This is a genomic window from Streptomyces sp. UG1, assembly GCF_049974585.1.
Classification (GTDB): Bacteria; Actinomycetota; Actinomycetes; order Streptomycetales; family Streptomycetaceae; genus Streptomyces.
The window spans coordinates 203,605-217,806 of sequence record NZ_JBNGGG010000006.1; the positions used below are offsets into that span (position 1 = coordinate 203,605).

General features: G+C 70.5%; 15 protein-coding genes. 2 read left to right on the plus strand and 13 right to left on the minus strand.

Annotated elements, in window-relative coordinates; genetic code table 11:
• Positions 1-84: 84 nt before the first annotated feature.
• Genes ACP4J3_RS09205 through ACP4J3_RS09215 form a run of 3 tightly spaced genes read right to left on the minus strand, consistent with a single transcriptional unit; the run spans position 85 to position 3,916 of the window.
• Entirely contained in the window at positions 85-909 is an 825-nt protein-coding gene (locus ACP4J3_RS09205) for a YceI family protein (protein ID WP_426532275.1), read from the minus strand.
• 48 nt (positions 910-957) lie between these two features.
• Positions 958-3,453 (minus strand): MFS transporter, encoded by a 2,496-nt coding sequence (locus ACP4J3_RS09210; RefSeq protein ID WP_426532277.1) that lies wholly within the window; start codon positions 3,451-3,453, stop codon positions 958-960.
• Positions 3,454-3,466: 13 nt separating this feature from the next.
• Positions 3,467-3,916, minus strand: a complete 450-nt coding sequence (locus ACP4J3_RS09215; protein WP_426532279.1) for a MarR family winged helix-turn-helix transcriptional regulator — start codon at positions 3,914-3,916, stop codon at positions 3,467-3,469.
• A gap of 206 nt (positions 3,917-4,122) precedes the next feature.
• On the opposite strand from ACP4J3_RS09215, the gene ACP4J3_RS09220 reads away from it, so the two are divergent.
• A complete protein-coding gene (locus ACP4J3_RS09220; RefSeq protein WP_426532281.1) occupies positions 4,123-4,314 on the plus strand; it encodes a hypothetical protein in 192 nt (63 codons plus the stop codon).
• Positions 4,315-4,329: 15 nt separating this feature from the next.
• Here ACP4J3_RS09220 and ACP4J3_RS09225 read toward each other — a convergent pair whose 3' ends face one another.
• The 10 genes from ACP4J3_RS09225 to ACP4J3_RS09270 form a co-directional block, all read right to left on the minus strand.
• The gene (locus ACP4J3_RS09225) at positions 4,330-5,103 is read right to left on the minus strand and encodes a hypothetical protein (protein ID WP_426532283.1); all 774 of its coding nucleotides are present in this window, start codon (positions 5,101-5,103) and stop codon (positions 4,330-4,332) included.
• A gap of 49 nt (positions 5,104-5,152) precedes the next feature.
• A complete protein-coding gene (locus ACP4J3_RS09230; protein WP_426532285.1) occupies positions 5,153-6,040 on the minus strand; it encodes an RNA polymerase sigma factor SigF in 888 nt (295 codons plus the stop codon).
• Between the two features lie 268 nt (positions 6,041-6,308).
• On the minus strand, positions 6,309-7,163 hold the full coding sequence (locus ACP4J3_RS09235; RefSeq protein WP_426532287.1) for an RNA polymerase sigma factor SigF: 855 nt from the start codon (positions 7,161-7,163) through the stop codon (positions 6,309-6,311).
• A gap of 157 nt (positions 7,164-7,320) precedes the next feature.
• Positions 7,321-7,614: a Dabb family protein gene (locus ACP4J3_RS09240; protein WP_426532289.1), complete on the minus strand. Its 294-nt coding sequence runs from the start codon at positions 7,612-7,614 to the stop codon at positions 7,321-7,323.
• A gap of 9 nt (positions 7,615-7,623) precedes the next feature.
• Complete coding sequence (locus ACP4J3_RS09245; protein ID WP_426532291.1) at positions 7,624-7,803, minus strand: hypothetical protein; 180 nt, start codon at positions 7,801-7,803, stop codon at positions 7,624-7,626.
• Between the two features lie 142 nt (positions 7,804-7,945).
• A complete protein-coding gene (locus ACP4J3_RS09250) occupies positions 7,946-8,467 on the minus strand; it encodes a YbaK/EbsC family protein (RefSeq protein WP_426532293.1) in 522 nt (173 codons plus the stop codon).
• Between the two features lie 69 nt (positions 8,468-8,536).
• On the minus strand, positions 8,537-9,403 hold the full coding sequence (gene ddaH, locus ACP4J3_RS09255) for a dimethylargininase (RefSeq protein ID WP_426532295.1): 867 nt from the start codon (positions 9,401-9,403) through the stop codon (positions 8,537-8,539).
• A gap of 160 nt (positions 9,404-9,563) precedes the next feature.
• Positions 9,564-10,871 carry an MFS transporter gene (locus ACP4J3_RS09260; protein WP_426532297.1) on the minus strand — a complete coding sequence of 436 codons (1,308 nt, stop codon included), beginning with the start codon at positions 10,869-10,871 and terminating at the stop codon, positions 9,564-9,566.
• Between the two features lie 71 nt (positions 10,872-10,942).
• Entirely contained in the window at positions 10,943-12,325 is a 1,383-nt protein-coding gene (locus ACP4J3_RS09265; protein WP_426532299.1) for an FAD-binding oxidoreductase, read from the minus strand.
• 2 nt (positions 12,326-12,327) lie between these two features.
• Positions 12,328-12,660 carry a hypothetical protein gene (locus ACP4J3_RS09270; RefSeq protein ID WP_426532301.1) on the minus strand — a complete coding sequence of 111 codons (333 nt, stop codon included), beginning with the start codon at positions 12,658-12,660 and terminating at the stop codon, positions 12,328-12,330.
• A gap of 188 nt (positions 12,661-12,848) precedes the next feature.
• Between ACP4J3_RS09270 and ACP4J3_RS09275 the strand changes: the two genes are divergently transcribed.
• Positions 12,849-14,099 carry an ATP-grasp domain-containing protein gene (locus ACP4J3_RS09275; protein ID WP_426532303.1) on the plus strand — a complete coding sequence of 417 codons (1,251 nt, stop codon included), beginning with the start codon at positions 12,849-12,851 and terminating at the stop codon, positions 14,097-14,099.
• Positions 14,100-14,202: the final 103 nt, after the last annotated feature.

Consider the following 14,202-nt stretch of genomic DNA (forward strand, 5'->3'; position numbering starts at 1 on the left):
CTGACCCTGCCGTGCCTACCCTCCTGCTCTCCTACCTTTGCCTGCTCTCTACCCTTGCCTACCCTCCTACCCTTGCCCGCTCTCCTACCCTTGCGGCAGCGACTCCCCCTGCACCGCCTGGATGTCCAGCTCCACCCTCAGCGTCGTCCCGATCGCCGCGATGCCCGCCTGCACCACCTGGTTGTAGTCCATGGCGAAGTCGTCCCGGTGCAGTTCCGTCGTCGCCCGGAACGCCGCCCGCGTCCCGCCCCACGGGTCGGCGCCGGTGCCGAGGTAGGCCAGGTCCAGGTCCACCGGCCGTACGACTCCGTGCATGGCCAGCTCGCCGCGTACCGTCCAGCGGTCGGGACCCGCGGCCGCCGTGAGACCCGTCGACCGGTACGTGATCTCGGGGTACTTCTCCACATCCAGAAAGTCCGGCGACTTCAGATGCCCGTCCCGCATCCCGTTCCCCGTGTCGATCGAGTCGGCCCGGATCACCGCCTCCACACGGGACTTGGTGACATGGTCCGGGGCGACCTCGATCGAGGCCGAGAACTCCGTGAAGCGGCCCCGCACGCTGGAGATCCCCAGGTGCTGGGCCACCGCGGCGACGCTGGAGTGCGCCGGGTCGACGGTCCACGGGCCCGGCGGTGGCAGTTCCGTGCCGCCCTGCCTGGCCAGGGTCACCGTGCCGACCTCGGCGCGGCCGCTCGCGGTGACGATCGCGCTCGCCGCGGCGGGCGCGTAGCCCACGGCGGTGACGATGACGGTGTACGCCCCCGGAGGCAGCGGATTCGGGTCCCGCACCGCCCCTTCCGCGTCCGCCTCTGTCCGCAGCACCTGCGCCCCGGTCATGTCCGTCACCGTGACGACCGCGTGCGACACGGCCCAACCGTCCCGGGTACGGATCCTCGCGGTCAGTCCCATCTCACAAGCTCCTCGTCCGAAACCGCCCCGCCACGGGCCCAGGTCCGTCTACTCGCCGGGGTGGGCGAGTTCGATGTCGTGGTCGTCGGTGCCGCGGCCGGTCACCGTCAGGGCGGTGGCCACCGGCGGGTAGCCCGTGGCGATGACCGTGTACTCGCCGCCGTCCAGGTCAGTGAAGGCGTACGCCCCGTCCGGACCGGTGGTGGCGGTGCCGACGACGTTGCCCGCGGCGTCGACCAAGGTGACCCGCGCGTCGGCCAGTGGGCCGTGCGGCGCCCGTACGACGCCCTGGACCTGGGCCCCCGCCTCAAGGTCGACCTCGATCCGGGTGACCCCGGTGCCGCCGATCTCGACGGGCAGGGCGCGCGGCCGGTACCCGGCGGCGTTCACCGCGACGGTCACGGCACCCGGCACCAGCTCGGCGAAGCCGAACTCGCCCTGCTCACCGGTGGCGGCGGTGGCCAGCAGGTCGCCGCGCACGTCGGTCACGATCACCATCGCGTCCTTGACCGGCAGCGCGCTGTGCGCCGTACGGACCACACCGCTCAGGCCGCTGGTGCCGCTGAGCAGGATGTCGTACGCCACCGGCTCGTCGCCGTTCACCACGATCGTGGACGCCTGCGGCTGGAAGCCGTCGGCGGAGGCGATCAGGACGTACGATCCCGCGCCCGGCGCGTCGATCGCGTACGAGCCGTCGGCATGTGCCACCGAGCGGCCGAGCTGCCGTCCGGCCAACGAGATCAGGGTGACGGCAGCCTGCGGGACCGGCGCGCTCTCGGCACCCCGTACGAAGCCGCGGACCGGGACGCCCGCGCCGGGCGACTCCTCGGGGCGGGCCACCGTGGCGACGGCCGCGAGCTTCCGGGTGCCGTCGGGGCCGGCCTCCGCGTCGGACGTGACTGCCCAGCTCGGGACCCGCGCCTCCGCTGCGGCCTGAGCCGGATCAGAGGTCTCCGTCTCCGCCTCCGCGGCCTGGGCCAGCGCGCCCTTGGTCTTCAACGGGACCTCCTTGATGAACAGGGCGAACAGCAGGGCGAGGAAGGCGACCGGCGTGGCGTACAGGAAGACGTCGGCGACGCCGTGGCCGTACGCGCTCTCGATGACCGTGCGCACCGGCCCGGGCAGCGCGTCGAGGTCGGGGATCTCGCCGTGGCCGGAGGCGCCGCCCTGCACGCCGAGCCTGGTCAGGCCCTCCTCGGCGTAGTGGGTGATCCGGTGGCTGAGGACCGCGCCCAGGGCCGAGACGCCCATGGCGCCGCCGAGGGAGCGGAAGAAGTTGACCACGGAACTGGCGGCGCCCAGATCGCTCGGGGCGACCTGGTTCTGCGTGGCCAGGACCAGGTTCTGCATCATCATGCCGACGCCGAGGCCGAGCAGGGCCATGAAGATCGCCACGCGCCAGTACTCGGTGTCGTAGCGGATCGTGCCCAGGAGCCCGAGGCCCGCCGTCACCAGCACACCACCCGCGACCAGCCACGCCTTCCAGCGGCCGGTGCGGGTGATGACCTGCCCGGAGACGGTCGACGAGACGAACAGGCCGACGATCATCGGGATGGTCATGACGCCGGACATGGTCGGCGACTTGTCGCGGGCGAGCTGGAAGTACTGGCTGAAGAAGATCGTGCCCGCGAACATCGCGATGCCGACGAACAGCGAGGCCAGCGACGCCAGGGTGATGGTGCGGTTGCGGAACAGGCGCAGCGGGACGATCGGCTCGCTCGCCCTGGACTCGACGAGGACGAAGACCAGGAGCAGCGCGAGCGCGCCGCCCGTCATCGCGTACGTCTGCCACGACAGCCAGTCGTACTTGTCACCGGCGAAGGTCACCCAGATCAGCAGCAGGCAGACCGCGGCGGTGATGAAGAAGGCGCCGGCCCAGTCGACCTTGACCTTCCGCCGGACGACCGGCAGGTGCAGGGTGCGCTGGAGCACGATCAGCGCGACGACGGCGAAGGGCACGCCGACGTAGAAGCACCAGCGCCAGCCGAGCCAGTCGGTGTCGGTGATGACACCGCCGATCAGCGGGCCGCCGACCATGGCGGTGGCGAAGGTGGCGCCGAGGTAGCCGTTGTACCGGCCGCGCTCACGCGGGGAGATCATCGCGGCCAGGATGATCTGGGCCAGCGAGGACAGACCGCCCATGCCGATGCCCTGCACCGCGCGGAACGTGATGAGCATGGCCGGGTTCTGGGACAGACCGGCCGCCGCGGAGCCGGCCACGAAGATGACCAGGGCGAGCTGTATCAGCAGCTTCTTGGAGAAGAGGTCGGCGAGCTTGCCCCACAGGGGTGTGGACGCGGTCATCGCCAGCAGCGACGCGGTGACCACCCAGGTGTAGGCGCTCTGGCCGCCGCCGAGGTCCTTGATGATGTCGGGCAGGGCGTTGGAGACGATCGTCGACGACAGGATCGCGACGAACATGCCGAGCAGCAGCCCGGTCAGCGCTTCCATGATCTGCCGGTGCGACATGGGAGCGCCGGCCGCGGCTCCGCTCCCGTGCTTGGCGTGGGCGGCCCGCACACCGGCTGGTGTGGTCGTTGCCATGGGCTTCCTTTTCTTACTGGGTGATCGCGGGTGTACGGCAGTCGTCGAAGCTGGCCCGCAGCCGGGCCATGAGTCGGGTGAGCTGGGCGACCTCGTCGTCGCTCCAGTCGCCCAGCCGCTCGGCCAGCAACTGTGTGGTCCGCCGGGACATCTCCAGGACCCGGTCCTCGCCGGCCGGGGTCAGGTGGAGGATGCGGCTTCGTCTGTCCGCCGGATCGGGGGAGCGCTCGATCCAGCCGCGCTCGGCGACGTGGGCGACATGGCGGCTGGTGACCGACATGTCCACGGCGAGCAGCTCCGCGAGCCTGCTCATGCGCATCTCTCCGTGGCGGGCCAGCAACGTCAGTACGGCGGCGGAACCGGCGGGGCAGTCGGACGGCAGCGTCCGTCCCATCTCCCGTTTCACGGCGCCGAAGGCGCTGAACTGGCGGACCAGCTCCTCGTACTGCGCCTGCTCGGCCATCACACCTCCCGCTATTTGTTGCTCAGAGCAACCATAGAGATGTTGGTTGCTACAGGCAAATAAACGGAGGGAGCAGCGCCGCAAAAACTTGGCAAAGACAAGTATTGCGACCGTAAATGTCCAGGTGGGATGGGTCATGTGACCCCCCGCACGTGGTCCGGGCCCCCACTTGGGCCGAACGGGCGGATTCGCTAGGGTCTCAGGCCATGGCTAACACCCAGGGCCCCCAGGGCAACCACGACCCCGCAGGCAGCACCCAGATGTTCCGCGCGTTCGTCGACGAGGGCCCGCAGGGCGGTCGGCAGCAGCAGGCCTCCTCGGGCCCGCGCATCGGTGTGATCGTCGGCGTGATCGCCGCGATCGCGATCGTGGCGGCGGTGGCCTGGCTGGCGCTCTAGCGGTCGCCGCCGGGTTCATTTCCACCGGACGGTGACGTCCCGCGTCTCGATGTGCATGCCCAGCGGCACGCGCCAGGCGTCGACGCACACCGTCCAGGTCTTCTCCTTCCGCGCCCCGGCCCCGATCGGTGCCGGGAGTTCCTCCTTCGACTCGACCGTCGCCCAGTCGATGCCGAGCGCGCCGATGATGTGGGTGCCGAAGGTCACGGTGCCCGAACGCACGGCCGTGCCGCCGTAGTTGTGGAAGTCGAGGGTCACCTTCTCGCACCAGCGCTGGTCCGTGGGCTCCCGTTCGGGGTCGCTCACGGTGAGTTTCGCGGGGGACGGGGTCGTCGCCGGCGACGCGGGGGGTGACGAGGGGGTGGGTGAACTGCCGGGCGGGGCTGCGGGTTCAGGGGCGCCGCTCGGAGTGTCGGCGCTCGGAGTGGCGGCAGGGAGTTCCGTCGCCGCCGGGCCGGCGGAAGGCGGTTCCTGGCTTCCGTGCCGCTCGTCACGTCCGTTCCGCCCGTTCCCCCCGTTGCGCCCGGGGGAGTCGCTCGGACCGGTGCCGCTGTCGCCGCCGCTCTCCGGCTCGTCGAGCGGCACCAGCGTCACCTCGCCCGTCGGCGCGGCGGCCGTACCGGAGACCCGCGGCGGACCGCCCGCCGCCCCGGTCGCGACATACCCGTCACCACCCCCGCCGCCCCCGCACGCGGCCAGCAGCCCGCCCAGGCACACGACGGCCGCCGACGCGCCCAGCAGGGCGCACCGGCGGCCATGTGTCGAGATCGTCCAGGTAGCGCGAAGCATCGGGCCATGGTGGCTGACGCTCCGTCAATTATGAAGGGGCCGGGAGGGATCAGTCGGAGATGAGGCCCTCGCGCAACTGCGCCAGGGTCCGGGTCAGCAGCCGGGAGACATGCATCTGGGAGATGCCGACCTCCTCGCCGATCTGCGACTGGGTCATGTTGGCGAAGAAGCGCAGCATGATGATCCGCCGCTCGCGGGGCGGGAGTTTGGCCAGCAGCGGCTTGAGGGACTCGCGGTACTCGACGCCCTCCAGGGCGCTGTCCTCGTAGCCCAGCCGGTCGGCCAGGGAGCCCTCGCCGCCGTCGTCCTCCGGGGCCGGGGAGTCCAGCGAGGAGGCCGTGTAGGCGTTGCCGACCGCGAGGCCGTCGACGACGTCCTCCTCGGACACGCCGAGCACGGAGGCGAGTTCGGTGACCGTCGGAGAGCGGTCCAGCTTCTGGGAGAGCTCGTCGCTGGCCTTGGTGAGGGCCAGGCGCAGCTCCTGCAGGCGGCGCGGGACGCGCACCGACCAGGACGTGTCGCGGAAGAACCGCTTGATCTCGCCGACGACCGTCGGCATCGCGAACGTCGGGAACTCCACGCCCCGTTCGCAGTCGAAGCGGTCGATCGCCTTGATCAGGCCGATGGTGCCGACCTGGACGATGTCCTCCATCGGCTCGTTGCGCGAGCGGAAGCGGGCCGCCGCGTAGCGCACGAGCGGGAGATTGAGCTCGATCAGGGTGTCGCGCACATACGCACGCTCGGGGCTGTTCTCGTCCAGTGCGGCGAGCCGCAGGAACAGGGAGCGGGACAGGGTGCGGGTGTCGATCGACTCCGAGGTCGGAAGGGCCGGGGCCGACACGGCTTCCAGAGCCGTGACGTCGTCGAGAACGGCGTCGGGCGCGGACTCGCTCTTCGCGAGCGTGAGCACCTTCGAGCTGCCCTGGTCTGCGGACATGCCACCCCCTTTGGGTCGCGGGACGGTCGTGGCGAACGCTCCGGTCGAGGAACGCCAGCCTTCACCTGAATACCGGAGCCGAGGCCTCGGCAAACGCGCTTCCCGAAGAATGTCACATGTCGGCAACACGCTGTAGTGACATGTCGACATGTGAGACTCGAATCCGCCCTGGATAAAGGGGGTCTGACGGTATTTCGGGGCGGAACTGTCGGGATCCTCCCTGGTGAGCGATTCGCTCGCGACGGTTACCGGTCGATCCCGTTTGCGGTTACGCGTCGATCCGGTTCGCCGAACGCAGCCGCTGGAAGCTACGCGCGAGTAGCCTCGAAACGTGCATCTGGGAGACCCCGAGTTCCGCACTGATTTGCGACTGGGTGAGGTTGCTGTAGTAGCGCAGGAGCAGGATTCTCTGTTCGCGTTCGGGCAGCTGCACCAGCAGATGCCGTACGAGGTCCCGGTGCTCCACGCCGTCCAGGGCCGGGTCCTCGTAGCCGAGCCGGTCCAGCAGCCCGGGCAGCCCGTCGCCCTCCTGGGCGGCCTCCAGCGAGGTGGCGTGGTACGACCGCCCGGCCTCGATGCAGGACAGCACCTCGTCCTCGGTGATGCGCAGCCGCTCGGCGATCTCGGCGGTGGTCGGGGTGCGCCCGAAGGCGGTCGTCAGATCCTCGGTCGCGCTGTTGACCTGGACCCACAGCTCGTGCAGCCGGCGCGGTACGTGGACCGTGCGGACGTTGTCGCGGAAGTACCGCTTGATCTCGCCGACGACGGTCGGCATCGCGAACGTCGGGAACTGCACGCCCCGGTCCGGGTCGAAGCGGTCGATGGCGTTGATGAGGCCGATCGTGCCGACCTGGATCACGTCCTCCATCGGCTCGTTGCGGGAGCGGAAACGGGCGGCCGCGTAGCGCACGAGCGGGAGGTTCGCCTCGATGAGCGCCCCGCGTACGCGGTTGTGCTCCGGCGTACCCGGCGTCAGCTCCTTCAGCTCCCCGAACAGGACCTGGGTGAGTGCCCGGGTGTCGGCGCCGCGGCTGCGGGGCGGCGGGGACGCGGGGGTTTCCTCCTGGGCCGGGGCTTGAGGCGCAGTACTGGCCGGCACGGTCAACTCCACCTCGTGATCCATCAACTCATCCGTCAAAAGCGGTCATAGCATCACAAGACAGTTCATTGTGTTCAAGTACCGCATAATCCCGTGTTGGGGATGGAAGGGTGCGCAGGACACGCGAAAGCCCCCCGCCGTTACGGCGGAGGGCTCCGGGTGGGTCAGGGGGCGGCGCGGCTCAGAATTCGTAGTCGGCGATCACCCAGGTGGCGAACTCCCGCCACAGGGCGACGCCCGCCTGGTGCTCGGGGTGCTCCACGTACGCGCGCAGGGCGGCGGCGTCCTCGAAGGCGGAGTTGATGGCGAAGTCGTAGGCGATGGGGCGGTCGCTGATGTTCCAGCCGAGCTCCCAGTGCCGCAGCTCGGGAATCTTCCCCTCCAGCGACCGGAACGCCTCGACCCCCTCCACGACCCGGGGGTCGTCCCGCTCGACGCCCTCGTCGAGCTTGAACAGGACCAGGTGGCGGATCATGAGAACTCCCTAGTTGCCGCCTCCGTTGGCGATCCATGTCATGAAGTCGCCGATCGCCCCGGCGGCGTCCGAAATGCCCTCGAACCCTACCGTGACGTAGTCCCCCGCCTTTTCCGGGTCCGTGATGATCACGTAGAGCACGAAGACCGCGAGCAGATAGACGGCGACCTTCTTCGTATTCACCGCCATCGCGGCCTCCCCTGTGGCTGGTGTGCCGAATGAGCCGAAAGAGCCTCCTGATACCGGCGGTGAGTGTAACCTTTGCGACCCTCTAAGGACCGACCGCCCGCATGGTGTCCCTTCGCGGCTGCCCGGGGAAGCCCGCGTCGCCTCATTCCTCCGGTGCCGACCGGGCGGCCGTGGCGATCGCGGCCACGCGGGGGGACACGAGGGTGCGATAGCAGTCGGTGCGCAGCGCGACGGACTCGTCCAGGCGACCCGTGTTGAAGAAGATCTCCTCGTGGTCGAAGAGTGCCGGATCGGCGACCACCTCGAGTTCCGGGTCGAAGCTCAGCGGCATGATCGAGCCGCTGACGCAGCCCGTCAACTGCTCTGCGACCTCGCGCACCGCGAAGGACGCCTCCTCGGCCGCGTACAGGACACCGAGTGCGGCGAGATCCACCCGGCGGTCCCCAGGGACCACCGCGATCACGTACCGCCGTCGCTTGCGGCTCAGCGCCACCCTGATGACCAGGCTCTTCGCGGCCTGCTCCAGGCGGTGGCCGCGCAGTGCGCTGGCCAGGTCGGTGCGCCCCTGTGGCGCATGGCGCAGCAGACGGTACCGGGCGCCTCCCCTGGTGAGCAGGTCGAGAAGACGGGCGCGGCTGTCGTCGATCGCGGGCGCGGGGGACATGACGATCCTTCCTTCAGGAGGGGCGACGGGGCCGCCGTGGTGACGGGTGACGGCCCCGTGCTCCGGGGCTCAGCGCTCGCGCAGCTCCAGCGTGCAGCACTTGACGCTGCCGCCGGCCTTGAGGAGCTCGGTGAGCTCCACGCCGACCGGCTCGAAGCCGCGGGCGCGCAGTTGGGTGTGGAGGCCGGTGGCCGCGGCCGGGAGCAGCACGTGGCGGCCGTCCGAGAAGGCGTTCAGCCCGAAGACGGCGGCGTCTTCGGCCGTGGCGATGACAGCGTTCGGGAACAGAGCCCGCAGCACTGCCTGGCTGCCCGGCGAGAACGCCTCGGGGTAGTACATGACCTCGTCGTTGGAGAGCACCGCGAGCGCCGTGTCCAGGTGGTAGTATTCCGGGTTGACCAGCCTCAGGGAGGTGACCGGGAGGCCGAAGAACTCCTGGGCCTCGGTGTGCGCGCGGACGTCGGTGCGGAAACCGGTGCCGGCGAGGATCCGCCGGCCGACGGTGAGGAAGTCGCCTTCGCCCTCGTTGATGTGCTCCGGCCACAGCAGGTCGCGGTAGCCGTGCTCTTCGAACCAGCGCAGGTAGGCGGGCCCTTCGGCAGTCCGCTCGACGTGCCGGAAGCGGGCGCCGAAGACCTTTCCGTCGACGACCGCCGCGCCGTTGGCCGCGAACACCATGTCGGGCAGGCCCTCGACGGGGTCGATCTCTTCGACGGTGTGGCCCAGCTCGAGGTAGAGCTCGCGCAGCCGCTCCCACTGGCGCAGCGCGAGCGCGGTGTCGGTGCCGCGGCTCGGGTTCATCCACGGGTTGATCGAGTACGTCACGTCGTAGTGCCGTGGCCTGCACATCAGCAGCCGACGACGGGTCGCGACCCGGGACGACTGCCGGGCGTCGTAGGTCGAACCGTTGGGGGTGATGGTGTCGGTGACCGGCACAGATGCTCCTTGGGTACTCATGGGTGATGAGGGACGAGAAAGGGGCTCATGGGTGGTGAGGGAGTGCCCGGCCCGCCCGGGGGGTGGGCGGACGGGCCGGGTGGCGGGGACGGGCCGGGTGGGGGCTGGGCCAGGCAGCGGGCCCGGACCCGGGGGTGCGTCAGTTTCCGCCGGCGACGGCGCTCTCCTCGGACACGGCACTCTCCTCGGGTCCGGCGTCCTTGTCGGTGCCGGTCTCGTCGGAGGGCCGCAGTCCGGCCAGGGCCAGGACGGCTGCGACGGTGCCGAGGACGGCGCAGGCCACCCAGACGGCGTCGCCGTAGCGGGTCCATACGAGCATGCCGAGCGCCGGTCCGACGGCCGAGCCGAGACCGAACACGGCCTGGGAGGCGGCGATGTAGCGGCCGCGTACGTGCTCGGGCGCCTTTGCCGGGTGCGCCCAGAGGGTCGGTCCGCTGACCATCAGGCCGCAGACGCTGACCACGGTGGTGAACAGGATCAGGACGGGCACGCTGCCCGGCAGGCCGAAGCCCGCGATGCCGAGGCAGTACACGAACGTGCCCACGGTCGCCGCCGTGCTCGCCCGCCAGCGGCTCACGCGCGCGGTCACCGCCAGTTCGAAGCTGATCAGCATCGCCGAGGACACGGTGAGCACGGCGCTGTAGAGGGAGGTGGGGTGGCCCGCGTCCTCCAGGTCGACCGGCAGCGCCGCGAAGAACTGCGCGTAGACCAGGGCGCTCAGCAGCATGGAGCCCAGGTAGAGCTGGAAGCGGAGGTCGCGGAGCATCACACCGTAGGCGGACCGCTGCGAGGGCGCCTGCGAACCGCTGTCGGCCTTGTCGTCCTTCGCCGCGGATGCGGCCGGCCGGGGCAGCAGGAAGGCGGCGAGCAGGCCGTACGCCAGTGCCGTCGCTCCGTCCACCCAGAACAGCAGGTTCCAGTTGATCTGGATGAGGCCCGCGGCGAGCAGCGGTCCCGCGGCGGCGCCGATGTTCATGGCGATCCGCAGCATCGAGAAGCCCATCACCCGGAACTCGTCCGGCATCAGCTCGCTCAGCAGTGCCGAGGCCGCCGGGCGGTACGACTGGGTCATCAGGCCGAGCAGCACGACCAGCCCCAGCAGGACCGGATAGGCATCGGGGTCGGCCAGCCACGGGATCAGGAAGACCAGCAGCGCGGAGCTGCACATTGCCGTGACGATGGTGTTGCGACTGCCGAGCCGGGAAGTGAGCTCTCCGCCGAGGACCGTGCCCGCCACGGCGCCGACGCCGTACGCGCCGAGCAGGAAACCGGCCCTGTCGACGCCGTACCCGCGGTGCGTCAGATACAGCACCAGGAAGGTCTGGACGAAGGCGGCGAGTTGGTTGAGCAGCACGCCGCCGAGCAGATAGCGGACCGAGCGCGGCGTCGCCCGCAGTGCGTCGAGGACACGGGGCGCGGCGTCGTCCTTGGACTTGGGCACACTCATTGCGTCACCTTTGTAGGGAGGGGGTGGGCGGTGGGGCCGTCGGGCGCTGCGGGCGGCGCGCGACCGGAGGATCAGGCGCCGATGGCCTGCTCGAAGGAGAAGACGCCCTCCGGGTCGTACTTCCGCTTGATCTGGACCAGGCGCTCGTAGTTGGCGCCGTAGTAGGCCTCGCGCCAGTTCGTCAGCTCCGGGTCGACGAAGTTCTGGTAGGCGGAGTCGGTGAGGTGGGGGGCCATGGCGGCGTGCAGGCTGTTCAGCCAGTCGAGGCCCGCGTTGATCTGTGCGGGGCTGTCGTCGTCGGTCCAGGACGTGTCCATGGAGACCAGGAACAGCGTGTCCCGGTGGACGAAGGCGGTGGCGTCGGGAGCCACCCGGTTGATGGCGCCTCCCCAGGAGAACAGGCCCACGCCGCCGCCGTCGGGGTTGTGGCTGCCGGGCCAGCGCTCCACCCAGGACAGCATGGTCGCGACGCCCTCGGCCGTGAGCGGCTCGCGGATGTAGTTGGAGCGCAGCGCGAACTGGTCGCCCGACGTCGCGTGGATCATGTACTTGTTGGCCTCCCAGAACGTTCGCTCGGTGACGTCCCTGGACACCGGGGCGGCTGCGGTGAGGACGGGGTCGAGGATCTCCAGACACTCCTGTGCGGGTCCGAAGTACTGTCCCTGCAGGGTGACTTCGGCGTTGTCGCGGATCGCGCCGAGTCCGGTGCCGTGCGTCCACACACCGAGCCGGGCCGCGAAGTCGTCCGGCGCCCGCTGCACCATGCGCTGGCCCGCCTCCAGTACGGCCGCCGCGTCCGCCCACCTCCAGGTCAGGTGGAAGGTGGTGACGTCCGGGACCGGGTGGGCCTGGAAGGTGAGCGAGACGTTGATGCCGAAGTTGCCGCCACCGCCGCCCCGGCAGGCCCAGAACAGGTCGGGGTTCTCCCGCTCGTCGCAGACGGCCAGGGAGCCGTCGGCGAGGACCACGGTGGTCTCCACCAGGGCGTCCGCGGTGAGCCCGTAGCGGCGGGCGGCGAACGCGGCGCCACCGCCGAGAGCGAGGCCCGCGACACCGACGGTCGGGCTCGTGCCGGTGGAGAAGACCATTTCGTACGGCTGCGTGGCGTCGTAGACATGGCTGATCTTCGCGCCGCCTCCGGCGACGACCAGGCCGGTGGAGCCGTCGGCGACGGTCTGGGTGAGTCGGCTCAGGTCGATGACCAGGCCGTCGTTGACGGAGTACCCGGCGAAGCTGTGGCCGCCGTTTCGAGCGACGACCGGGACGTCCTGCTCGCGTGCCCACACCAGGGCCCGCTGGACGTCCGCGGTGTGCGCCGCGGTGACCACGGCGGACGGAGTGCGGTCCTTGTAGCGGGTATTGAACAGCTTGGAGCCGACGCGGAAGCCGGCGCTGCCCGGCAGGAAGACGCGGCCCTCGACCTCGCGGGCCAGCGAGGAGTAGTCGACGCCCACGGTCAGCGCACCTCCTCGAGGTACGACACGCCGCTGTCGGCGTGGGCACCGTAGCGCTCCCAGCGCTCGTGCAGCCGGATCCGGCCGTCGTCCAGGAGCTCCGGGGTGTTCACGCTGTGGCCGGAGATCACACGTCCGTCCTCCAGGACCATGCTGTACGAGAAACTGATCACGCCGTCGGTGTCGCGGGTCCCCGCGAGGGAGCCCCGGCGCACGTCACCGCCGGCGAACTCTGCCCAGACCAGGTCGCTCTCCTGCCGGTAGAGCGCACTGGGGGCGTCCTCGGCCGGGTCGGCCAGAACCTTCCGGAATCGCTTGCCGTCGTAATTGATCACGCCGGCCATGGAACCGGCGCGCGGCATTGCCCGAAAGGGCCACGGCCAACGGACAATCAACCGGACGCGACGGACGCCACCCCCCTCACTTCCACCCCAGTTGATTGTTCACGCCGGACATGGCTTTCGGGCAACCCGTGTGCCCCGTGGAATCGGGCTGTCACTCGGTTACAGGAGGCGAACAACGCGTGGACGAGAACGGCGCCAAGGACGGCGTGATCCTGCTCATCGGTTGCGGCCTGCGCAAGTACCGGGAGTACCTGCTCGCCGGCGCGGCCGCGACGCACCCCGTGTGGCTCTTCACGAGTACCGAACCCGACTGGCAGTCCCCGTACCTGACCGGCCATACCGTCGTGGACGTCACCGACCGGGAGGCCGTGCTGCGTGCCGCGCGGGAGCTGACCGCGAGCCATACCGTGCGTGGCGTGCTGAGCTGGGACGAGACCCTGATCGTGACCACCGCCCACGTCGCCGACGCGCTCGGTCTGCCCGGCGCGGGCCCGGACGGCGTCGAAGGGTGCCGGGACAAGTTCCGCAGCCGCCGACTGCTCACCGAGGCGGGGATCGACCAGCCGCGGTATGCCTGGGTGGATACCGCCGAGGAAGCTCTCGCGGCGGCGGAGGAGATCGGCTACCCGGTCGTCGTCAAGCCGCGCGGCATGGGTGCCAGCATCGGTGTCGTGCTCGCCGCCGACGCCGCTGAGGTCGCAGAGGCCTTCCGCACCGCCGAGGAGGCCAGCCGGATCGGCGCGGTGCCCTACCGGGGCGGCGCGCTCGTCGAGGAGTACCTGGAAGGCCCCGAGATCAGCATCGACGCGGCCGTCGTGAACGGCGGGTACCACCCGATGTTCGTGGCCCGCAAGCAGGTCGGCCTCTTCCCGTACTTCGAGGAGATCGGCCACCACGTCGCCGCCGACGACCCGCTGCGCACCGACCCCGTCCTGCTGGACATGCTGCGTGCCGCCCACCACGCCATCGGCTACGGCTTCGGCATCACCCACACCGAGGTCAAGCTCACCGCCCGCGGCCCGGTCGTCGTCGAGATCAACGGCCGACTCGGCGGCGACCTGATCCCACGCCTGGGCCAGTTGGCCACCGGGATCGACCCGGCCGAGGCCGCCGTCCTGGCCGCGCTCGGCGAGCACCCCGAGTTCAGCGACACCGAGCACCGTACGGTCGGTATCCGCTTCGGCTATCCACCCGAGGACTGCCGGGTGCGCTCGGTCACCCCGCCGTCCACGGCCGAGGGCCTGCTCGCCGCCGAGGCGATGGCCGAGCCCGGCACCGAGCTACGGCTGCCCCCGAACGGCTACATCGCCCGCCACGCGTACGTCATCTGCGCGGGAGCGGACCCGGAGGAGACCGCCGGCCGCCTGGACGCGGCCGCGGACCTCGTCGAGCTCGACTGGGAGCCGCTGCACGTGCCCGTCCCGGCCTGACCCACACCCCTCGAGAGCCGCCCGACACACCCGTCCCGCACCGGCCCGTACACACCGTGAACCGCTCCCGCGCCCGACAGGCCCGGGGCCGGCCGCGGCCCGT